Source organism: Lachnoclostridium sp. An169 (genome assembly GCF_002160525.1).
In the GTDB taxonomy this organism is placed as follows: Bacteria; Bacillota; Clostridia; order Lachnospirales; family Lachnospiraceae; genus Mediterraneibacter; species Mediterraneibacter cottocaccae.
Genome location: NZ_NFKT01000024.1, coordinates 55,940 through 77,801 on the forward strand (window position 1 = coordinate 55,940; position 21,862 = coordinate 77,801).

The window sequence follows — 21,862 nt, forward strand, 5'->3', positions numbered from 1 at the left end:
ATGGGTGCATCAGGAACAGAATTTGACGCTGAATATGGGGCGGATCAGATCCAGATACTGGAAGGCCTGGAGGCTGTGAGGAAAAGACCGGGGATGTATATCGGCAGCACTTCCGTGAGAGGTCTTCACCATCTGGTATACGAGATCGTGGACAATTCGGTGGATGAGGCTCTGGCAGGTTACTGTGACGAGATTCAGGTGGACATCAATAAAGACAACTCGGTGACAGTCAGCGACAACGGCCGCGGAATCCCTGTGGGAATTAACCATAAGGCAGGTCTCCCGGCTGTTGAGGTGGTGTTTACCGTCCTTCATGCCGGCGGAAAATTCGGCGGCGGGGGATATAAGGTATCCGGAGGCCTTCACGGCGTAGGTGCATCTGTTGTAAACGCGCTTTCCGAGTGGCTTGAGGTGGAGATCTACCACGAGGGACAGATCTACAAACAGCGCTATGAGCGGGGAAAAGTCGCATATAAACTGAAAGTGATCGGTGAATGTGAACCGGACAGAACGGGGACAAAGGTTACGTTTCTTCCGGACAAGGAGATCTTTGAGGATACTGTTTTTGACTATGATACGCTCAAACAGCGTTTTCGTGAGATGGCATTTCTGACAAGAGGACTCCGCATTGTTCTTCGGGACTGGAGAGGGGAAGAGCTTCACGAGCACACCTTCCACTATGAGGGAGGCATCAAGGAGTTCGTGTCCTATCTGAATAAGAGCAAAACGCCTCTCTATGACCAGATTATTTACTGCGAGGGAACAAAGGACGGCGTGTATGTGGAAGTTGCCATGCAGCACAATGATTCCTACACGGACAACACATACGGATTTGTAAACAATATTACAACTCCTGAGGGCGGAACCCATGTGGAGGGATTCAGAAGTGCGCTGACAAAGACATTTAATGATTATGCAAGAAAGAATAAACTTTTAAAAGACAGTGAAGCAAATCTTACCGGGGAAGATATCAGGGAAGGTCTGACCGCTATCATCAGCGTCAAGATCGAGGATCCCCAGTTTGAGGGACAGACGAAACAGAAGCTCGGAAACAGTGAGGCAAGAGGTGCGGTCAATAATATTGTGAGCACCCAGCTTGAGATCTTCCTGGAGCAGAACCCGAACGTGGCAAAACTGACTGTTGAGAAGTCCGTTATGGCGCAGCGCGCAAGAGAGGCTGCGAGAAAAGCCCGGGATCTGACAAGAAGAAAATCCGCTCTGGAAGGTATGTCCCTGCCCGGAAAGCTTGCCGACTGTTCCGACAAGGATCCGGCAAACTGTGAGATCTACATCGTAGAGGGAGATTCCGCCGGCGGTTCCGCGAAAACAGCGCGTGACCGTGCCACCCAGGCGATCCTTCCGCTGAGAGGAAAGATCCTCAATGTGGAGAAGGCAAGGCTTGACAGGATCTATTCCAATGCGGAGATCAAGGCGATGATTACGGCATTCGGAACCGGAATCCACGATGATTTTGATATCACAAAACTGAGATACCACAAGATTATTATCATGACAGATGCCGATGTGGACGGCGCCCATATCAGTACGTTATTATTGACATTCCTCTATCGTTTTATGCCGGATCTGATCAAAGAGGGGTATGTATATCTGGCACAGCCGCCTCTCTATAAGCTGGAAAAGAACAAAAAAGTCTGGTATGCATACAGCGATGAGGAGCTTGCGAGCATCATCAACGAAGTGGGAAGAGACAGCAACAACAAGATCCAGCGCTACAAAGGTCTGGGAGAGATGGATGCGGAGCAGCTCTGGGAGACCACCATGGATCCGGAACACAGGATTCTTCTGAAGGTGACCATGGACGAGGAGACTTCTTCCGAACTCGACCTTACTTTCACTACGCTGATGGGCGATAAAGTCGAACCCCGAAGGGAATTTATCGAAGAGAACGCGAAGTATGTCAGAAACCTGGACATCTGATAATTTTTTATTAAGGAGATAAGACATGGAAGATAATATTTTTGATAAAGTCCACGAGGTCGACCTGAAGAAGACGATGGAGACTTCCTATATCGATTATGCCATGAGCGTAATCGCAGCCCGGGCGCTTCCTGATGTAAGAGACGGACTCAAACCCGTGCAGAGAAGAATTCTCTATTCGATGATCGAACTGAATAACGGACCGGACAAGCCGCATCGTAAGTGTGCGCGTATTGTCGGTGATACAATGGGTAAATATCATCCCCACGGAGACAGTTCCATCTACGGAGCCCTGGTAAATCTGGCGCAGGACTGGTCTACCAGATACCCCCTTGTTGACGGACACGGAAACTTTGGTTCCGTGGACGGAGACGGCGCTGCCGCGATGAGGTACACGGAGGCGCGTCTGAGCAGAATTTCCATGGAGATGACAGCGGACATCAATAAGGATACCGTTGATTTTGTACCGAACTTTGATGAGACAGAGAAAGAGCCGACCGTGCTGCCGTCAAGATTTCCCAATCTTCTGGTGAACGGAACTTCCGGTATTGCAGTCGGTATGGCGACGAATATTCCGCCCCACAACCTGAGAGAAGTTATCGCTGCGGTTGTGCAGATCATTGACGATCAGATCGAAGATAAAGAAGAGACGACCATCGACGAGATCCTTCAGATCATCAAGGGGCCGGATTTCCCGACGGGAGCAGAGATCCTCGGAACAAGAGGGATCGAGGAGGCATACAGGACCGGAAGAGGCAAGATCAGGGTACGCGCTGTGACGAACATCGAACCCATGCAGAACGGGAAGAACAGGATCATTGTCACAGAGCTTCCGTTTATGGTAAACAAGGCAAGGCTGATTGAGAAGATCGCGGATCTTGTGAAAGAGAAAAAGATCGACGGAATCACAGACTTAAGCGACCAGTCGAGCCGCGAGGGAATGAGAATCTGCATCGAGCTCCGGCGGGATGTGAATCCCAATGTGATCCTGAACCAGCTTTACAAACATACCCAGCTTCAGGATACATTCGGCGTGATTATGCTTGCTCTTGTAAATAATCAGCCCAAGGTTATGAATCTTCTGGAGATGCTTAATTTTTATCTGCAGCATCAGGAAGAGGTTGTAACAAGAAGAACAAAATACGATCTCAACAAGGCGGAAGAGAGAGCCCATATTTTACAGGGTCTGCTTATCGCCCTTGACAATATCGACGAGGTAATCCGGATCATCAGAGGATCCGCCACAGTCCAGATCGCCAAGACGGAATTGATGGAGCGGTTCGGACTGACAGATGTGCAGGCACAGGCGATCGTAGACATGCGTCTGCGTGCTCTGACCGGTCTGGAAAGAGAGAAGATCGAGACGGAATACGCCGAGCTGATGAAGCGGATCGGCGAGTTGAAGGCAATTCTTGCCGATAGGAAACTGCTTCTTGGCGTAATTAAGAAAGAGATTCTCGTGATTTCCGAGAAGTACGGAGATGACAGAAGGACCAAGATCGGATATGATGAGTTTGACATTTCCATGGAAGATCTCATACCGAGAGAAAACGTGGTTATTACCATGACGAATCTGGGATATATCAAGCGGATGAGCATGGATACCTTTAAGAGCCAGAACCGCGGCGGAAAAGGTATCAAAGGCATGCAGACGCTGGAGGATGATTATATCCGCGAGCTGTTCGTCACCACAACGCACCATTACATTATGTTCTTTACGAATAAAGGGCGTGTTTACCGGCTGAAGAGCTACGAGATCCCGGAGGCGGGAAGAACGGCAAGGGGAACCGCAATTATCAATCTCCTTCAGCTGATGCCGGATGAAAAGATTACAGCCATGATTCCGCTCAATGAATATGAGGACGGAAAATATCTGTTCATGGCGACGGAGAAAGGTCTGGTCAAGAAGACGCCGATCGGCGAGTACGCAAATGTAAGAAAGACCGGACTTGCCGCCATTGTTCTCAGAGAAGATGACAGGCTGATCGAGGTGAAGGTGACAGACAATAAGCAGGATATCCTTCTCGCTACGAAATACGGCCAGTGTATCCGCTTCAATGAGCAGGATGTACGTCCGACAGGCAGAGTTTCCATGGGTGTGAGAGGCATGAACTTAACTGACGGCGATCTTGTAGTCGGAATGCAGATCAGCAGTCAGGGCGAATATCTGCTTGTAGTATCGGAAAAAGGTATGGGCAAGCTCACGGAAATGAGCGAATTTACACCGCAGAACCGCGGCGGAAAAGGTGTGAAGTGTTACAAGATCACTGAGAAGACCGGCAATGTGGTGGGAATGAAAGCTGTGGATCAGGACAGTGAAATTATGATTATCAATACCGAAGGAATTATTATCCGCATGAAATGTTCTGATATCTCGGTATACGGAAGAATCACATCAGGAGTAAAACTGATTAATCTTCCTGAAAATGAAAAGGTAGCCAGTGTTGCAAAAGTGAGAAAGGCTTCCGCGGAAATCGACGGAGAACAGATTGAGATCTCCGAAGATGGAGAAGAGGAGAAAGCGGAGACGGAATAATCCGCCGGCTCCGGAAAGAAATAAGAGGTTTGGCTGTTTCAGTAAGATGAAGCGGCTGAGCCTCTTTTTTATTGAAATATGATAAGTAATTATTGAAATATAATAAGCAATTATTGAGAAAGAGAATAAATTTATTGAAAAACAATAAAATTATATTGACAAATGATATGATGTGAGCATATAATGCAGTCAGGATCTGAGAAGAAAAGGAAAAGGAGACAAAATTATGAAACAGAGCAGACTGATACCATTTACAAAATATTTTCTGGACTTTATGTTTTTCACGGGCTTACTCGTAGTGATTACCCTGCCGCTGACTCTAAATCTTGCGGGAAAATATTTCTCACAGAGCATAAGGGAAAACTACTGGGGAATGCTGATCATTTTAGGACTATCCGGAATATGCGGTCTTCTGATCGTATATGAGCTCAGAAAAGTGATGAAAACAGTTGTGAAAAAAGACTGTTTTGTGGATAACAATATAAAGAGCCTGAAGATTATGGGAAGGGTAAGTTTCTGCATCTGTGTGCTTTTCCTTATCAAGATCTTCTTTTTGCCGACTCCGGCTACATTTATCATCGTACTTACCTTCTTTATCGCGGGACTTTTCAGCCATGTGCTGAGTCTTGTGTTTGCGGAGGCCGTCCGCTTTAAAGAAGAAAACGACCTGACGATATAGGAGGAGAACGAGATGGCAATTATAGTGAATCTGGATGTAATGATGGCAAAACGAAAAATGAGTGTAACAGAACTTGCAAATAAAGTGGATATCACCATGGCAAATCTTTCTATATTAAAGAACAACAAGGCAAAGGCGGTCCGGTTTACAACACTGGATGCCATATGCAGAGTTCTGGAGTGCCAGCCCGGCGATATCCTTGAATATGTGGAGGATGATGGGAATGGATAATTCTTTAACTCTGAAAATGAAGCAGGACAGCAGATGGTATCTGGCAATGAGTTGTATATACGGACTGCTTTTTACCGGCTGTCTCTATAAAAATCTTTCCGGCGCGGCATTTCCGGTTATGGTTCTTGTGTCGATTCTGTTTGCGGCGGCGTTCCTGAACCGGGCGGGCATCCGTCTGAAGAGGGATTCTGTTTTTTACTTCGCGGGGATTCTTCTTCTGGGAGTGTCTACATGCCTGACTGCAAATACGTTTTTTCACTTTTTTAATATGGCAGGGATTCTTCTCCTGCTGATGGCAGTGATGGTTCACCAGATCTATGAGGATAACTTCTGGGGATTTACGCTTTATGTGAAAAACTTTTTCCGGTTCATCGGAGCGTGGATATCCGAGGTTCCTTCTCCTTTTTCAGACTGGGGAAAAATCAGGAAACACAGAAAAGCAGCAGAAGAAAAGCAGGAGAAAAAGAGGAAAAAATATAAAAATCTGGGTCCTGTAATTCTTGGAATATTTATCGCTTTTCTCTTTATGCTTATTGTTTTTCCGCTGCTTCTTATGTCGGACAGAGTGTTTTCTCAGATGTTTATCAACATTTTCAGGCTCGTTGATATGAGATTTATTTTTGAATATATCGATGTGGAAAATCTTCTGGGAATTCTGTTTACTTTTTTCCTGGGGATGATTTCAATATATGCATTTTTCTCCGGACTGTATAAAAAAGATCTTCCTCTGGAGGAAAAGAAAAACAGGAAGAATGTAAATGCCGTAACAGGAATAACATTTGCCTCCGTGCTTGCGTTTATCTATGTACTCTACTCTGCAGTTCAGATCCTTTTCCTTTTTCTCAGAGTAGGGGACGCTCTTCCGGACGGTATGACGTATTCCGAATATGCACATGAAGGATTCTGGCAGCTTCTGTTCGTCAGCATTATCAATTTCGGCGCGGTTCTTGTATGTGTGAAGGTATTTGAAAATAACAGGATCCTCCGGATTCTGCTATGTATAATTTCCGTGTGTACCTGTGTGATGATCGTGTCTGCGGCATACCGGATGATGCTCTATGTATCAGAGTATAACCTGACGTTCTTAAGAGTACTGGTGCTGTGGTTTCTGGGAATGCTCATGCTGATTTTCCTGGGAGTGATCTACAGTATATTCCGGGAGAAATTCCGTCTGTTCCGCTATATCATGGCGGTTGTGTCGGTGTGTTACATTGTATTTTCCTTCTCTCATATCGATGCGGTGATTGCTTCTTACAATGTGGAGAACACAGAGAATATGACCCCGGAAGATATCCGGTATCTGCTCTACAGCCTGTCAGAGGACGCGGCTCCGGTAATCGCCCGGATCGACCTGGATACACTCGAAGAGATATCAGAAGAGTACAATGGCGATGTGATCGGAGATGTGTATTACTATTTTGAAAATCTGCGCGGGAAAAGTACGGAACAGTCGCTTCGCACCTGGAACTATGCGAGAAGCCGGGCATACGATGCGGCAGAAAACTGGTATCCCCAGGTAAAGTATTGAAACAGGGGAATGGAGTGATTGCCGGAAAGGAATAAAATGGCAGAACACGTCATAGAATAAAAAAGAATACAGATAAGGGAAGCGGTTGTATGGGAAACAGAATCTCATCTGCAGTGATCAATTTTTTCATCCGTGCAGTGATCGGGATGGCCCTGATTTTTTTGATAAATACCTGTGTGCTTCCCGCTGATTCTTCAATTAATGTGGGTCTGAATGCAGTCTCCTTTTTGACAGCCGGAAGCCTTGGAATTCCGGGGGTCTGTCTTCTTTACGGGATTGTCTGCTATCAGATTTTGTGAATCTTTTACAAAAAGCGGCGAATTTTATTTTGCGTCTGGACAAAATAAAATCCGCCGTTTATAATGCGTCTTACAACAGCAGGAAATCATCTGCTGAACCATCGGCATATCGGGGGATGGCTGATGGATCTTGAGCCGGAAGTTTTACGGTCCGGCGTTCATACATTTTTGTTCATACTGATAATTCGCAGTAAAACTCAGATTATGTCAGTAGTAAAAAAAGATGTTGGAAGTGGATCAGGACACTTTGTGATCTGTGATTTACAGGAAGAATACACGGAAAATCTTCTGAAGGCACTGAGGGAGAAGTTCCCGGGGGACTGCCAGTTTTACCTTTTCCGGAACATAGAGAGACTGAAGGCATTTGCCATGGAGAATCCGGTCGGAATCCTGCTGATCGGGGAAGAATATCCCGCCGGGCAGAGAGAAGAGATTCCTGCGGCGGAAAAGTTCCTTCTGACAGGGGAGCGTTTGCCGGATAAGGCTGCAGCAACCGGTTCCTGTTCTCTGCCAGGGGAAAATGTGACGGAGCAGCCTGTCTTCCGCTATCAGCCGGCGGACCAGATCGTAAAGATCATACTGGGATACCAGACATGCGTGCCCGCAGAACAGGCCGGGAAGAAAAAAGGCGGGGTACGGATCCGCGATGCTCCGGACTTTATGGGACTCATCGGAGTCTACTCTCCGGTACACCGGGCGGGAAAGACAAAGTTTGCCATACGCCTTGGAAAGCAGCTTGCTCTTAAGCGGTCGGTTCTCTATCTGAACATGGAGGGATATTCAGGAGGCAGGTTCTATTTTCCCGACGGGCCGGAGTACGATCTGGGGGATCTGATCTATTATGTCAGACAGGAGATTACAGATCCCGGAATCCGAATCAGCGCCATGACCGGACAGGCGGGTGGCATGGACTATATCATGCCCATGAAAAACGAGTGCGACCTGCGGGGAGTTACGAAAGAAGAATGGATGCTGCTTTTTGATACAATTCTGGAAAAATGCATCTATGACGTGGTGATTCTCGATCTGGGAGACTGTATCAGCGGTCTTTACGACATCCTACGAAGGTGCGGGAGAGTTTATACCCATTATCTGGAAGAGGGAGCGGCAAGAGCGAAGATCAGCCAGTACGAGGAGAATCTCAGGGCCGCCGGATACGGAGATATCCTCTCGAAAACAGTGAAGAAAAAGGCGGGAAGGACGAGAAACACGGGAGAAAGAAGTGAGAGCGCCGGATGATCAGAACCGAGCAGTTTTATGAGCGGATAATGCTCAGGATGGATATGTCACGGGAGACAGGGGACGAAGAGCTCCGGGAAATTATACGTAATGTACTGGAAGAGGCAGGAAAAGAGGAATTCATCTCGCTCAGTGAACGGATACAGATCAGCAGGGAGCTTTTCAATGCGTTCCGAAAACTGGATATCCTGCAGGAGCTGATCGAGGATGACGCGGTAACGGAGATTATGGTGAACGGGACGGAAAATATCTTTTTTGAAAAAGGCGGAAGACTCTTCAAATCCGAACGGAGATTTCTATCGGAGGACAGGCTGATGGACGTGATACAGCAGATTGTAGGAGAGACGAACCGGTATGTCAATGAGTCTTCACCCATCGCTGATGCCCGGCTTAAAGACGGCTCACGGGTGAATGTGGTTCTCAAACCGGTTGCCGTGAACGGTCCGGTTCTCACCATCCGGAAATTTCCATCCGAGGCAGTCACCATGAAGCAGCTCATAAAGATGGGGAGCATTACCCGGGAGGCCGCGGAATTTCTGGGAAAACTTGTGAGCGCAAAATACAATATTTTCGTAAGCGGGGGAACCGGGGCGGGAAAGACCACATTTCTGAATGCGCTGTCGGACTTTATTCCAAAAGAGGAGAGGATCATCACTATTGAGGACAATGCGGAACTGCAGATCCGGGGAGTTGAGAACCTGGTGAAACTGGAAGCGAGAACGGCCAATCTGGAGGGAGAAGGAGCGGTTACCATACGGGATCTTATCAGATCAGCCCTCAGAATGAGACCGGACCGGATCATCGTGGGAGAAGTACGGGGCGATGAGACTGTGGATATGATCTCTTCTGCAATGCTCAACGGGCACAGCGGTTCCATGTCCACGGGACATGCGAACAATCCGTCAGATATGCTGAACCGTCTGGAAACCATGATGATGATGGGGATTGATCTGCCTCTGCAGGCGATTCAGCGGCAGATTGCGTCGGCGCTTGACATTATTATCCATCTGGGAAGACTGAGGGACAGGTCGAGAAAGGTGCTTCAGATTGCAGAGGTGACAGTCTGTGAGAACGGAAGGATCCTTACCAATCCCCTGTATGAATTCAGAGAGGAGGGCGTGGAGCATGAAAAAATTAAGGGAAGCCTTATGAAGATCGGTGAGCTCGAAAATCAGGGGAAGCTTTTGGCTGCAGGATATAAGAAAACGTGAATATGCAGCCGGCTTTATAAAGACAACAGTAGTGTTTCTCCTCATTCTCTATGTATTCTATGAATCATTTGTTCCGGGCGTCATCCTTTTTCCCATCTGGATTCTGTATATGAAAGAGTGGCTGGAGGACAGGGCAAAGAGAAAAGAGATGGATTTCCGGATCCAGTTCAGGGACAGTATACAGTCGGTGTCGGCGGCGCTTAAAGCCGGATATTCCGTGGAAAATGCAATCCGGGAGACAAGGAAAGATCTCTCCCCCATGTACGGGGAAGAGGCGCGGATCATGAAGGAATATACGCTGATGATATATAAGCTGGATATGAACCGGACGGCAGGGCAGGTCCTCGGAGAGTTCGCAGACCGGGTAAGGCAGGAGGATGTGACGGATTTTGTCAATGTCTTTACAGCGGCCAGACAGAGCGGCGGCGACAGTATCGCATTGATCCGGAACGCGGTGAAGATAATCGGAGAAAAGATAGATACGGAAAGGGAGATCCGGACGATGCTTGCCGCAAAGAAACTGGAATTCGAAATCATGTGTGCAGTTCCTTTCTTTATCATTCTGTACATGAAGATGACATTCGGAGATTTCCTGTCCATGCTGTATGGAAATCTGCCTGGGGCGGCGGTGATGAGCGGATGTCTGGCGGTTTACCTGGCGGCTTATATGTACGGGAGGAGACTGATGCAGATTGAAGTATAGAGAGAAAAGACGAAGAGCGGAAGCAGTAAAAGAGCGGGTACGATCGGTTTTGAAAAGTCCTGTATTGAGAAAAGCGGGAGCAGTGGCTGCAGCTGCAGCGGTCTGTTTTGTCTGTGTATATGCGTGGGACAGCGCAAGGGAGGTTGAAACCAATGAACAGGGACAGAAGATATTAAGAAGAAACGGCCAGGGAGAAGGAGACAGGAGCACTGTGCTGAAAGCGGAGATTGAAGGAACAGAGCAATCAGTAGATATCACCGTGTCAGAGGAGATGTACGATCCGGAGGAAGTAAGGAAGCTCTTCGACGAAGCGGGAGCAACTCTGGATAAACGGATTCTCGGGGACAATGAAAGTCTGGAAGAGGTGAGAACCGACCTGGAATTCTTCACTCAGATACCGGATACCGGAATCCGCGTGGAATGGGAGACAGACAATCATGAAATCATTGACCGCCAGGGAAAAGTGTACAATCAGGAAACGCCGGAAGACGGAGTACTGGTAAAGCTGACAGCGAACCTCAGTTACGAAGAAGAACAGTCAGTCTGCGAGTTTTATGCAAGAGTATTTCCGGAAAAGATCAGTAATTCGGAAAAAATGATGAATGAACTTCAGAAAGAACTGAAAAAGGCGGATGAAGAGAACCGGACAAAAGAGTATATGATTCTCCCGGAAGAAGTAGAGGGCAGGAAAGTCTCCTGGAGTATGGAGAAGGATAACAGAGCTTATGCAGTACTGGTGATCGGATTCGGTGCGGCGTGCATGCTCTGTGTCTCGGAAAATCAGAACAGGAAAGAAAAAGAAAAGAAACGGATTATCCAGATGAAAAGGGATTATCCGCAGATTATCAGTAAGTTTAATCTGTATATCGGAGCAGGGATGACGGTGAGGCGCGCCTGGTTCTGCATTGCAGGCAGCTATCAGGAAGAGAAGGAACAATCAGGAGAGCGCTGTGCCTATGAAGAGATGGTACATACCATGAATCAGATTCAGAGCGGTGCCCCGGAGGGAGAATGCTATGAGGAGTTCGGTGTGCGCTGTAAAATCACGGTATACCGGAAGTTCGGAACCATGCTCTCCCAGAATCTCAGAAAAGGTTCAAAGGGGATCACCGAACTGCTGCGAAAAGAATCAGAGGAAGCATTTGAGGAGCGTAAGAATACAGCAAAGAAACTGGGAGAAGAGGCCGGAACAAAGATGATGATCCCGCTGTTTATGATGCTTGCGGTTGTATTTGCCATTGTGATTATACCGGCGCTGTTCTCCGTTCAGATCTGAGAAGTAAGGGAGGAAAAGAATGAGGACAATGTGGAAAAAAGCGGAAAATTGGGTGGCGGCTGTGAAAAACTGGCTGGATGACATGCTGATCCGCCGGAGCCTTTCAGGAATCACGGTGATCGAGCTTGTGCTTATACTGGTGATTATCATTGCACTTCTGCTTATCTTTAAGAACCAGCTGATTGACCTGATTAACACGATCTTTGACAAGATAACCTCGGAAAGTGCGAATATCTGAGGAAGACCGAAATGAAGATTCAGGAGAAAAAAGGAGAGATCACAGCCTTTCTCAGCATTGTTTTTGTGCTTCTGGTCTCCTTTATCTCGGGAATTCTTCAGATTTCATCGATACATGTGTCAAAAAACATGAGCCGTCTGGAAACAGACAGAGCGATATTTTCCATATTTGGAGAATATCAGAGAAACCTTCTGGAAGATTACCATGTGTTTGCACTTGAAGGATCCTATGGCTCAGGGGAATATAAGGAAGATAATATTCTGAGACGGATGCACTATTACGGAAGTCCGGGAACGGAACATGAAATCACCGGAATCCAGTATCTTACGGATAACAACGGACAGAGTTTTCGCGAGCAGGTACTTGCGTATATGGAACAGAGATACGGAATCGGGATTATACAGAATCTTACCGGACTGACGGGAGAGTGGAGCAGACAGGAGATTGAGACAGAAGAAATGGAAAAAGAGCTGAAAGAAGAGGGCTCCTCCGTTCTGGATGAGTTCAATGAAATACGAGGGGATTCGGAAGAACTGGAGGAAGATCCCTTCACCTGCCTGGAAGAAATCGAAAAATCAGGACTTCTCTCCGTTGTACTTCCCGGGGAGATGAGTCTGTCCGGCAGGGCGGTCAGCCTGGAAAAGCAGGTATCATACCGGAGCCGGACGACAGGGAGGGGATCCTTTCCGATGCGTCAGAATATGGACGGAATTGAAGAAAAGCTGATGTTTGACGAATATGTGCTTAAGTACTTTAAAAATGCGGCAATGGACAGCAGCGGCGCCGCAAAAGAGGATGATAATCGGAATACTTCTCTCGAATACGAGGTGGAATATATTCTGGAAGGAAAATCTTCGGACAAAGAGAATCTGGAGGCTGTTCTTCTTAAAATATTTCTGATCCGCATGGCACTTAATTACGCTTATCTTATGACGGATACACAGAAACAGGGGGAGGCAAAAGCCCTGGCACTGACCATATCCGTGATCCTGCTGAACCCGGAACTTTCCGAGGCAGTCAGTCCTCTGATTCTTCTGGCATGGGCGGCAGGGGAGAGTGTAGTGGATATAAGGACTCTGCTGGCGGGAAGAAAAGCGCCTCTGGTGAAAAGTAAGGAAAACTGGCAGGTCTCTTTATTCTCGCTGTTCACCCTCGGTACAGGGACGGAAGACCTTTCCGGAGGAGACACGGAAGATGGGATTTCCTATGAAGACTATCTGAGAGGATTTCTGTTTCTGAAAAATAAAGACAATGTAACGATGAGAACAATCGACAGAGTGGAGGAGAATCTTTCTGCTGTGAGAGGCATGGATTTCTTCCGTGCAGATCAGTGTATTACCAGACTGGAACTGAAAAATACAGTGGAGATATACGGGAATATCACGTATGAGTTCCCGGCGTATTTCGGATATGAATAACGAAGGAAAAAGTGAACAGTAATCATCCCCGGTGCAGATGCCCTTTGTCATCTTTAATTTTTTAAACACCCCCGAAGAAACTGTAGAAAGGAAAAAGCTGCGACGAATGATGCAAAAATGTATTTATATTGTTAATTGTATAAAAAGGGCATCTGCACCGGGGATGAGATATCAGAACAGAAAATGAAAAACAATACAAGAAGAAAATATTTCTTTCAGGCAGGGGTGACCATTGAAGCGGCACTGGGAATTCCGCTGTTTCTCTTTGCAGCACTGTGCCTGATCTATCTGATCGAGATACAGAGCATTAAAGTGAGTATAAAAAATGCCTCGTGGAACGCGGCAAAATGTGCGGTGGAAGATACGGCCACGGTTCCGGTCCTCAACAGCATCAAGTTAAAATCCGATATCATAGACATGATCGGAGAAGAGCGGATCGAGAGAAGTATACTGGAGGATGGAAGTTCTTCGATTACATGCTGGAAATCCTATATGTCTCCGGCATCCGGTGAACTGAATATTGTCGTGGAATACAAGGTAAAGATTCCGCTTCCGCTTTTTGGAAACCCGTCTGCGAAGATCCGGGAAGAGTTCCGGATGAGCGCGTGGACCGGATATCAGGATCGGGGAGAGAAAGAAGGGGATTCGGAGATCGTCTATATTACAGATACGGGACTGGTATACCATGAAGATTATCAGTGTTCCTACCTTCAGCTGTCAATACGATTTGTCCCATACAGCGGACTGTCTTTCATGCGAAATGAATATGGTGGAAAATACTATGCCTGTGAAAAATGTGTATTCGGTTCTTCCCTCGCAGGAGTATATATCACAGAGAGCGGAAACAGGTATCACAATTCTCTGACATGCAGCGGTTTGAAGCGGACGATCCATGCAGTTGAGCGGTCAGAAGTCGGAATGAGAGGAGCGTGTTCAAGATGTTCAAAGTAAAGGAAGCTGCAGATGCTCTGTTTCAGTTTATTACGGAACACAGATGGATGATATGCCAGGCAGCTTTTGCGTTGTATATGATTGTGCTGTCGGTAAGGGATATCCGGGAAAGGAGAATGAGTCTTCTGCTCCTTCTGTCAGGAGTTCCACTGGCTGTAGGAAGCTTCTTCTGCGGCAGGGATGTACCGGCAGCAATACTTATATCAGGAGCAGCGGTTGGAATTGTATTTCTGGCGGTGAGCAGGGGAACGAAAGAAGCGTTCGGCTACGGGGACAGTCTACTTATTGTGATCATGGGAATGATGCTGGGATTCTGGGAGATCCTCTCGGTATTGCTTGCTGCATTTCTCCTTGCGGCTGTGTTTTCCGCAGTTCTTCTCTTCCGTAATCATTTTGACAGGAAAGCGTCATTTCCATTCGTCCCTTTTCTGACCGCCGCTTATATAGGAGGAATGTTTCTTGGCGGATATTAGAAGGGTGAAAGGGAGTACCGTAATTGAGATGGCCTATATCATACCGCTGTTTTTCCTGATCTTTGTTATCATCATAAACACGGTCTTTTATTTTCATGACAAGGCGGTACTGAACGGGGCAGCGGCAGAGACAGCAGTTGCCGGGGCACAGATGATACGAAGAAAGGGAACGGCAGAGTATGACCTGGACGGATTTTTCATGGAGCGGATAAAGGGAAAACTGATCTATATGACCGATGTTGAGGTAAACACAACGGAAGATGAAGATCAGATTACCGTAAGTGTGTCGGCACAGAGAAAAGGAATGAAACTGGAGATCCGGCAGTGTTCAAAGATTGTAAAACCGGAGGAGCGGATAAGATGGCTGAATTAAAGATGAATATAACCTATGAGAAAGACCTGGACGATCAGGCCATTCGTATTGACACAGATCTTCCTTACCGGGAAGACTATCAGATGAAAATGCTGAAAAATAATGAGATCGGAGATCTTCTGAAAGTGTCGGGGACAGGAATTGACGGAGGCAGCAGATATACCTTCCGGACAGACGGCTGGATATCTCTGGAGAAACAGTATGAAACAAAAGATATAAACCGGGAAGTGATACTGGAAGTGACAGAGGCTGTCCTTTCGGTTATCGATACCATAAAAAATTATATGCTGAACCCGGATAATATTCTGATTTCCCCGGAACTGATCTTCGAAAAAGGAGGAAAGTACAGGTTCTGTTATCTTCCGGTGAGATATATGCCGCTCTGTGAATCTTTCCACAAACTTACGGAATTCTTCGTAAAACGGCTGGATTACCGGGATACGGAAGGAATCTTTCTTGCTTATCGCCTACATAAAGAGAGCCTTCAGGAGCAGTATGAGCTGAAAACGATTCTTGATGATTACAAGGAGGAGATGAATCAAAGAAAGGCAGAAATGGAGAAAAAAGAAGAGAGAACAAGTGAGATCCGCAAGGGGGAAAACTCTAGGGACAGTTTTACGGAAAATATCATTTTCTCGCCGGATCAGGAAGATATGGAGAATTTTTACCCGGTAGGGAATACAGGGAATTCTGTCGTTCCGCTCAGAGAGGAATATGCAAGATACGGACCGCTGAAAAAGGTGGTAACCCGCTTTAAAACCGGAATATGGGGAGAATGGGAAGATCTGATTACAGAAACAGATGGACAGGATGGAACGACTCATTTATAATTAGAGAAAATTATAAAAGAAAAGGAGAGTTCCTGTGAGAAAGATGCCGGAGGCAGTATGCACTGTCAGTTTGATTATTGTAAATGTGGTGGTTTTCCTGATTATGACAATATTTGGAAACACAGAAGATACCATGTATATGCTGGAACATGGAGCCATGTACGGACCATATGTTACAGAAGGACATGAATATTACAGGCTTGTGACCTGTATCTTCCTCCATTTTGGAATTGAACATCTTGTCAACAACATGGTTCTGCTCGGCGCACTGGGCTGGAATCTGGAGTTGGAGACTGGTAAAATCCGGTTTCTCATCATCTATTTTGTCAGCGGCATAGGCGGAAATATTTTTTCCCTTTTCTGGGATCAGATGCATGGACAGTTTGCAGTTTCCGCAGGAGCATCGGGCGCAATATACGGGCTGATGGGAGCTCTTGTCTATGTGGTCATCGCAAACAGAGGAAGACTGGGAAGACTTTCAAGCAGAGGAATGCTGTTCATGGTTGCACTGAGCTTCTATTTCGGATTTACGAGCAGCGGGGTAGACAATACCGCCCATATAGGCGGCCTTGTCTGTGGTTTTCTCCTCGCTGTGATTCTGTATCGCAGAAAAAAGAATGAATTCAGATGGGAAGGAAGACGGTAAATACAGTTCCGTTTTCTTTGGATGACTCGGCGGTAATCGTTCCTCCGTGCGCTTCTACGATCCGTTTGGAAAGAGAAAGCCCCAGTCCGGTGCCGCCTTCCTTGTGGGTGACAAAAGGTTCAAAAATCGTGTCCATGATGTCATCCGGAATACCGCATCCGTTATCTTTGCAGCGGATAATAATCTGATCGCTGTCACGTTCGGCACAGAGTGTGATGGAACCCTCTTCTCCAACCGCGTCCTTTGCATTGCGCAGAAGGTTCAGGACAACTTCTTCCAGTTTCATCTTGTCACCGGTAAAGTCGCCCATGCCATGAGCAATCTTTGAGGAAAACTCAATATCGGAATCTTCGGCGTCCAGTGAGATGGCAAAGGATACGGCAATATTTCGGATCAGCCGTTCAATGCTGAAAACAGAGTGATGGAGTCGGTTGCTGTTGTTGAAAGTGGAGAGCTCATTGAGCAGCCCGCACATGAACTGCACATCATCCATCGTCTGGTTCCAGTTGGCAAATTCTTTTACCTCAGGATGCTGCGCTTCGATAATCTGAAGCGAGGAGGAGACAAGTGTCAGAGGATTGCGGATCTCATGTGCGATCGTGGATACAGCTGTGTGATGATTCTCAAGAAGCTGTGAGATGATCTGTCTGGCGTCTTTGTTTTCCTCCATCAGCTGATTCATTTTGTTAATATCTATGTTATTTAGCATTCTGGTACCTCACTTTCAAATGGAAACTTTTGAAACACATTTTCCCTTTATTAGTCTAGCATGGAGCCGGATGGGCTTTCAACAGAATAAGTCTGACATGTTTCGACAGCATTACAGAGTGTGCGCTGTTATTCGACAGATATCCACATATGAAGAAAAACTCTTCTCATTTTTGAAAAAATGTTCTATACTACTAGCATAAAACATTGTGGAAAAGAGGAATGACTATGAAAGATAAGGATTGTATATTCTGTAAAATAGCAGCAGGAGAAATTCCATCTGCTACTCTGTATGAAGATGAAGATTTTCGGGTGATACTGGATCTGAGTCCGGCGTCCAAAGGCCATGCTCTGATCCTTCCGAAAGAGCATTACAGAAATCTGTATGATATTGATGAAGAGACAGCTGCGAAGGCGTTTGTACTTGCTAAGAAAATGGTAAAGAAGATGACGGATGTACTTGGCTGTGACGGTTATAATGTAGTACAGAATAACGAAGAGGCTGCCGGACAGACTGTATTTCATTTCCATATGCATCTGATTCCAAGATATAAGGGGGATAACGTCGGTTTGGGCTGGAAGATGGGCGAACTGACGGATGCGGATAAAGAAGAAATACTCAAGAAAATAAAATAAACCGGTGAAATCATGTTTACAGGAAATCGTGATTATAACGAGATTTATCAGCAGTACAAGGATCTCGTTTTCAGAATAGCGTTTATTTATTCAGGTCGTGATTTTCATACGGCAGAGGATATTTCTCAGGATATCTTTGAAGATCTTTACCGGGGTTTTGAAAATTTTGACAGGACAAAAATCAAAGGATGGATGACAAAAGTAGCCAGGAACAAGGCGATTAATTACAGAAAGAAGCATGAAAAAGAATTTTTCTCTGAAGATTATGATTCCATCGTGGAGAGCAGCCTCGTAACAGACAGTATCGAAGAGGAGTACCTGGAAGATATACGCAAAGAAGAAAGAAATAACCTGGGCGGCGATATCCTGCTTGGACTGATGGAGAAAAATCCGAGATGGCATGATGCTGTTCTCTATGCATATTATGTGGGAATGCCGCAGGATAAAGTGGCAGAGCAGATGGGGGTAAGCCTTCAGGTTGTACACAGTATGCTGCATAGAGCAAGAGAGTGGATGAAAAAGACATATGGCGTAGAGTATGAGGAGATGAACATAAAGTAAAAGAGAAAGTAATAAAAAGCAGCCGGAATAAGAAATCAGTAAAAGAAACAGGTGCCGGTGAACGGCACCTGTGTTTTCAGAAAATCTAATTCTGTTTTGCTGATGCAGCTTCCTCGATCAGGTTAATGATTGTATTGATCGAGTCCTGCTGTCCGGAATTTCTCATGGCATCGATGTAAGTGCCGCGGTTCTCGTAGAGCCGGTGTACCGCATCCAGCAGGGAGTCCCGATTGAGCTCTTCTTCCTCAAGAACCATACTGAATCCCTGCTTCTCGAAAGAACGGGCATTGAGAATCTGGTCTCCCCGGCTCGCTTTTGCGGAGAGAGGAATCAGAAGATTAGGTTTCCGCAGGGCAAGAAGTTCGCAGATAGCATTGGCTCCCGCACGGGAAATCACAATATCTGCAAGGGCGAAGATATCCCGAAGTTCATTCTTAATATACTCAAACTGACAGTAGCCTTTTGTTCCATTCAGAGATTCATCGACCTTTCCCTTTCCGCAGAGGTGGATGATCTGGAAAGTCACAAGCAGTTCCGGAAGTGCTTCACGGACTGCAGTGTTTACAACTACAGAGCCAAGGCTTCCTCCGATGACGAGGATAACCGGTTTGTCTGCAGTGAAACCGCACATATCCATGGCAGCAATCTTATTGCCGGAGAGAAGCTCCTGACGGATCGGTGATCCTGTGAGAACCGCTTTTCCCTGGGGGAGGCTTTCAAGAGTCTCCGGAAAGTTGCAGCAGACTTTGACTGCAGAGGGAATGGCGATCTTATTTGCCAGACCGGGAGTCATATCGGACTCATGGATAATCACAGGCACTTTGCACTGTTTTCCCGCGAGAACTACGGGAACAGATACGAAGCCGCCCTTTGAAAAGATTACATCAGGCTTTAAGTCTTTAATTAACTTTCGGGCTTCACCGAAGCCTTTGATAACACGGAACGGATCTGTAAAGTTCTGAACGCTTAAGTAGCGGCGGAGCTTTCCGGATGAGATTCCATGGTAAGGGATACCAAAAGGTACGATAAGTTCCTTTTCAATTCCTGAGTAAGAACCTATGTATTGGATATCATAACCAAGTTCCCGGAGTCTCGGGAGCAGGGCAATATTCGGAGTAACATGTCCGGCAGTACCACCGCCGGTTAAAATGATTCGCTTCATAAAATACCTCCAGAGAAAGATTGTGATTACGGACCGCAGATGAAGCGGCGGTCACTGTAACAGGAAACAGCACACAGCTGACGATAATTTCATATTAACCTTATTTGCTGAAATGTCAAGGGCAAAAATAGGGCAGAAAACAGGTGTAAATAATGAAAGATCTGAAAAAATTATCACTTAAAGAAGAAATCGACAGAGAAGCCGACGAGATTGAAAAGGAAATTATGTCCAGAGATGATCTCGATGATATAAAATTTTCTGAAGATATGGAGACTTCTCTTTTTAATAGAATACAGGAATATGAGTTTGATAAGCGTGAGAAGAAGGTACACTACAAAAGAAAAAAGAAGCGGTATCTTATTTTCGCGCTGGCTGCAGTTATCGTACTTGTGTGCGGCAGTGTGATGACCGGCGTGGGGAGCAAGTCATACTGGAAGGTGTTGTGGGATCGAGTTGTTGGGGATGAGAATTTGTCGTATGTGGATGTTGAGAATATGGAATCTAAGACAACAGAAGATTTTGATGAGATAAATGTATATAGGGAAATAAATGAAAAATTAGGAATTAATATGGTTAGATTTCTATATAAGCCAGTAGATATGGAATTGATAAGATATGCTATTGATGAAGATCAGAGAAGAGCATTTTTATATTATGGATATGAGGATGAAGTAATTAGATTTAGTGCATATTTAAATGATGATGATTCTTCATTTGTTCAAAAAGAAGTAGATATGCTTACGGATAAATATAATATAGATGTTGGAAAGGATAATAGTATTGAAATTGTTGTTGAAGAATATGAGATAAAAGGAACAAATTCTAAAAGATATATTGGAGAATTTAAGTATAAGGATGTTTATTATCAATTGAAAGGGGTTATGCAAAAGAATGAATTTGAGCAAATTTTGAAAAATTTACAATTTTTTTGAAATTTCGCGTAAGTTTTTTGAAGTTGAATTGTATATATAATAGAGAAACATAAAAAGGAATGGTAGAGATGAAAAAAAGAATTTTGTCAATGGTATGTAGTTTACTCATTTTATCTTCTTTATTGTTAGGTTCATTTACTGATGTAGAAGCATCAGATGAAATGAAAAAAGTAGATGGATCATATCTTACAATGGACGAGACTTCTACAGGTTATTCTTCTGATAGATTAACAAAAGGAAAGCATATGATGGATGGGGAGTGCTCCATTACAAAAGCCGGGAAAAATAGAATATATGCTTATGGTGCTACAACAGGAAATCATACAGTAGATTATATTGCTGTAATAGTCTATGTTGAAAGATATCATCCGGAAACAGATAGGTGGGGGCATGTAGATGCTTGGATTGAGGAATGTGAAAATGATTTTTTGGCAAGTACAGCTAAAACGCTTACAGTAGATACAGGATATTATTATAGAGTACGTGCAGATCACTTTGCAGAGAAAGCACCAGATCCAATGGAGGAAACATATTCTGTAACTAACGGCATCTGGATCTAAAACTAAATACAATCTCAAGACTTCATTTCCTCTTTTGGAGCCTTGAGAGCAGCCGCCTTTGAGGCATCAACAGAAACTATCAACAAATTAGATTCAATAATTTGAGATACCTGTTCCGAGAAAACACCACAAATTTTTGATGCTACATAAAGCGGCTGCTCTCAGGGCTCCAGAAGAGGAATTTTATATTTAAACAGGGAGAGGCACTATTTCAGGTGAATCTCCCTGTTTTTCAGATTAATTATGATATTCTGTCAGATATTTTTCCGCATCCTCGGAGGAGATCTCATATATCTCCTGCAAAGTATTTTTAATCTCTGCTTCTGGAACAGACTGTTTTCGAAATTTAAAAATTAATCCGCGGATTCCTTTCTCCATTCCGATTTTCTCACCATCAGCTTTTCCGGCTTCGTACCAGTCCTTTTTCATTGCTTCATCATGTTTTTCCTGATCAAATGTTTCCAGCAGCATCTGGATCACCTCTGCTTTCTGCGACACCAGAATATCCGGCATGATCCCGCTTTCTATACATTCATCTATCGCCTGCATGAGTGATGCATGAAGAGGAATATCAGGAGATAGATTTCTGCGCACTGTATCTACAAAGATCGCATACTCCTTAAGCCGCCTGCATTTTTCCATCAATTCTTTATTATGTCCATAGTTAATATTCAGCATTGTCGCGATACATTCCAGACAGGCTTCCTTTTTTCTGTCCGTGTTCTGGGGTGTAG

The 21,862-nt window shown here is 45.3% G+C and carries 23 protein-coding genes and 1 pseudogene; 21 read left to right on the top strand and 3 right to left on the bottom strand.

Annotated features, from left to right (window positions below):
- From gyrB to B5F07_RS15615, 17 genes are all read left to right on the top strand, one after another.
- On the top strand, positions 1 to 1,938 hold the full coding sequence (gyrB, locus tag B5F07_RS15535; protein ID WP_087162176.1) for a DNA topoisomerase (ATP-hydrolyzing) subunit B: 1,938 nt from the start codon (positions 1 to 3) through the stop codon (positions 1,936 to 1,938).
- 25 nt (positions 1,939 to 1,963) lie between these two features.
- Positions 1,964 to 4,474: a DNA gyrase subunit A gene (gyrA, locus tag B5F07_RS15540; protein WP_087162177.1), complete on the top strand. Its 2,511-nt coding sequence runs from the start codon at positions 1,964 to 1,966 to the stop codon at positions 4,472 to 4,474.
- Between the two features lie 226 nt (positions 4,475 to 4,700).
- Positions 4,701 to 5,153, top strand: coding sequence for a DUF2975 domain-containing protein (locus B5F07_RS15545; protein ID WP_087162178.1), 453 nt, complete (start codon positions 4,701 to 4,703; stop codon positions 5,151 to 5,153).
- A gap of 12 nt (positions 5,154 to 5,165) precedes the next feature.
- Positions 5,166 to 5,384, top strand: coding sequence for a helix-turn-helix domain-containing protein (locus B5F07_RS15550; protein ID WP_087162179.1), 219 nt, complete (start codon positions 5,166 to 5,168; stop codon positions 5,382 to 5,384).
- Positions 5,377 to 6,912, top strand: coding sequence for a DUF4153 domain-containing protein (locus B5F07_RS15555; protein WP_162613150.1), 1,536 nt, complete (start codon positions 5,377 to 5,379; stop codon positions 6,910 to 6,912). The genes B5F07_RS15550 and B5F07_RS15555 overlap by 8 nt, the downstream gene beginning before the upstream one ends.
- A gap of 89 nt (positions 6,913 to 7,001) precedes the next feature.
- Positions 7,002 to 7,211 carry a pro-sigmaK processing inhibitor BofA family protein gene (locus tag B5F07_RS15560; RefSeq protein WP_087162181.1) on the top strand — a complete coding sequence of 70 codons (210 nt, stop codon included), beginning with the start codon at positions 7,002 to 7,004 and terminating at the stop codon, positions 7,209 to 7,211.
- A gap of 204 nt (positions 7,212 to 7,415) precedes the next feature.
- On the top strand, positions 7,416 to 8,450 hold the full coding sequence (locus B5F07_RS15565; protein WP_087162195.1) for a hypothetical protein: 1,035 nt from the start codon (positions 7,416 to 7,418) through the stop codon (positions 8,448 to 8,450).
- Complete coding sequence (locus tag B5F07_RS15570) at positions 8,447 to 9,661, top strand: CpaF family protein (RefSeq protein WP_087162182.1); 1,215 nt, start codon at positions 8,447 to 8,449, stop codon at positions 9,659 to 9,661. Before B5F07_RS15565 ends, B5F07_RS15570 begins: the two co-directional genes overlap by 4 nt.
- A gap of 109 nt (positions 9,662 to 9,770) precedes the next feature.
- Positions 9,771 to 10,364 carry a type II secretion system F family protein gene (locus B5F07_RS15575; protein WP_087162196.1) on the top strand — a complete coding sequence of 198 codons (594 nt, stop codon included), beginning with the start codon at positions 9,771 to 9,773 and terminating at the stop codon, positions 10,362 to 10,364.
- On the top strand, positions 10,354 to 11,640 hold the full coding sequence (locus tag B5F07_RS15580) for a type II secretion system F family protein (RefSeq protein WP_242972551.1): 1,287 nt from the start codon (positions 10,354 to 10,356) through the stop codon (positions 11,638 to 11,640). The genes B5F07_RS15575 and B5F07_RS15580 overlap by 11 nt, the downstream gene beginning before the upstream one ends.
- A gap of 82 nt (positions 11,641 to 11,722) precedes the next feature.
- Positions 11,723 to 11,878, top strand: a complete 156-nt coding sequence (locus tag B5F07_RS15585) for a Flp1 family type IVb pilin (RefSeq protein ID WP_242972553.1) — start codon at positions 11,723 to 11,725, stop codon at positions 11,876 to 11,878.
- 11 nt (positions 11,879 to 11,889) lie between these two features.
- Positions 11,890 to 13,296: a DUF5702 domain-containing protein gene (locus B5F07_RS15590; protein ID WP_087162184.1), complete on the top strand. Its 1,407-nt coding sequence runs from the start codon at positions 11,890 to 11,892 to the stop codon at positions 13,294 to 13,296.
- A gap of 183 nt (positions 13,297 to 13,479) precedes the next feature.
- Positions 13,480 to 14,247, top strand: coding sequence for a pilus assembly protein (locus B5F07_RS15595; RefSeq protein WP_140398037.1), 768 nt, complete (start codon positions 13,480 to 13,482; stop codon positions 14,245 to 14,247).
- A complete protein-coding gene (locus B5F07_RS15600) occupies positions 14,235 to 14,720 on the top strand; it encodes a prepilin peptidase (RefSeq protein ID WP_087162185.1) in 486 nt (161 codons plus the stop codon). Before B5F07_RS15595 ends, B5F07_RS15600 begins: the two co-directional genes overlap by 13 nt.
- Positions 14,707 to 15,093 (top strand): TadE family protein, encoded by a 387-nt coding sequence (locus B5F07_RS15605; protein WP_242972552.1) that lies wholly within the window; start codon positions 14,707 to 14,709, stop codon positions 15,091 to 15,093. The genes B5F07_RS15600 and B5F07_RS15605 overlap by 14 nt, the downstream gene beginning before the upstream one ends.
- Positions 15,081 to 15,923 carry a DUF6382 domain-containing protein gene (locus B5F07_RS15610; protein ID WP_087162186.1) on the top strand — a complete coding sequence of 281 codons (843 nt, stop codon included), beginning with the start codon at positions 15,081 to 15,083 and terminating at the stop codon, positions 15,921 to 15,923. Before B5F07_RS15605 ends, B5F07_RS15610 begins: the two co-directional genes overlap by 13 nt.
- A gap of 34 nt (positions 15,924 to 15,957) precedes the next feature.
- Positions 15,958 to 16,569: a rhomboid family intramembrane serine protease gene (locus B5F07_RS15615; RefSeq protein ID WP_087162187.1), complete on the top strand. Its 612-nt coding sequence runs from the start codon at positions 15,958 to 15,960 to the stop codon at positions 16,567 to 16,569.
- On the opposite strand, the gene B5F07_RS15620 is transcribed toward B5F07_RS15615, so the two are convergent.
- A complete protein-coding gene (locus tag B5F07_RS15620) occupies positions 16,547 to 17,278 on the bottom strand; it encodes a two-component system sensor histidine kinase NtrB (RefSeq protein WP_087162188.1) in 732 nt (243 codons plus the stop codon). The genes B5F07_RS15615 and B5F07_RS15620 overlap by 23 nt on opposite strands.
- A 227-nt stretch (positions 17,279 to 17,505) precedes the next feature.
- Between B5F07_RS15620 and B5F07_RS15625 the strand changes: the two genes are divergently transcribed.
- Both B5F07_RS15625 and B5F07_RS15630 read left to right on the top strand, forming a co-directional pair.
- Entirely contained in the window at positions 17,506 to 17,913 is a 408-nt protein-coding gene (locus B5F07_RS15625) for an HIT family protein (protein WP_087162189.1), read from the top strand.
- Between the two features lie 12 nt (positions 17,914 to 17,925).
- Entirely contained in the window at positions 17,926 to 18,474 is a 549-nt protein-coding gene (locus tag B5F07_RS15630; protein ID WP_087162190.1) for an RNA polymerase sigma factor, read from the top strand.
- A gap of 85 nt (positions 18,475 to 18,559) precedes the next feature.
- Here B5F07_RS15630 and B5F07_RS15635 read toward each other — a convergent pair whose 3' ends face one another.
- Positions 18,560 to 19,636 carry an undecaprenyldiphospho-muramoylpentapeptide beta-N-acetylglucosaminyltransferase gene (locus tag B5F07_RS15635; RefSeq protein WP_087162191.1) on the bottom strand — a complete coding sequence of 359 codons (1,077 nt, stop codon included), beginning with the start codon at positions 19,634 to 19,636 and terminating at the stop codon, positions 18,560 to 18,562.
- 152 nt (positions 19,637 to 19,788) lie between these two features.
- Between B5F07_RS15635 and B5F07_RS15640 the strand changes: the two genes are divergently transcribed.
- The gene (locus B5F07_RS15640; RefSeq protein WP_087162192.1) at positions 19,789 to 20,568 is read left to right on the top strand and encodes a DUF4367 domain-containing protein; all 780 of its coding nucleotides are present in this window, start codon (positions 19,789 to 19,791) and stop codon (positions 20,566 to 20,568) included.
- 68 nt (positions 20,569 to 20,636) lie between these two features.
- Complete coding sequence (locus B5F07_RS15645) at positions 20,637 to 21,128, top strand: DUF6147 family protein (RefSeq protein ID WP_087162193.1); 492 nt, start codon at positions 20,637 to 20,639, stop codon at positions 21,126 to 21,128.
- Between the two features lie 237 nt (positions 21,129 to 21,365).
- Here the strand turns inward: B5F07_RS15645 and B5F07_RS22650 are convergent.
- A pseudogene (locus B5F07_RS22650) lies at positions 21,366 to 21,862 on the bottom strand (hypothetical protein); the annotation flags it as partial.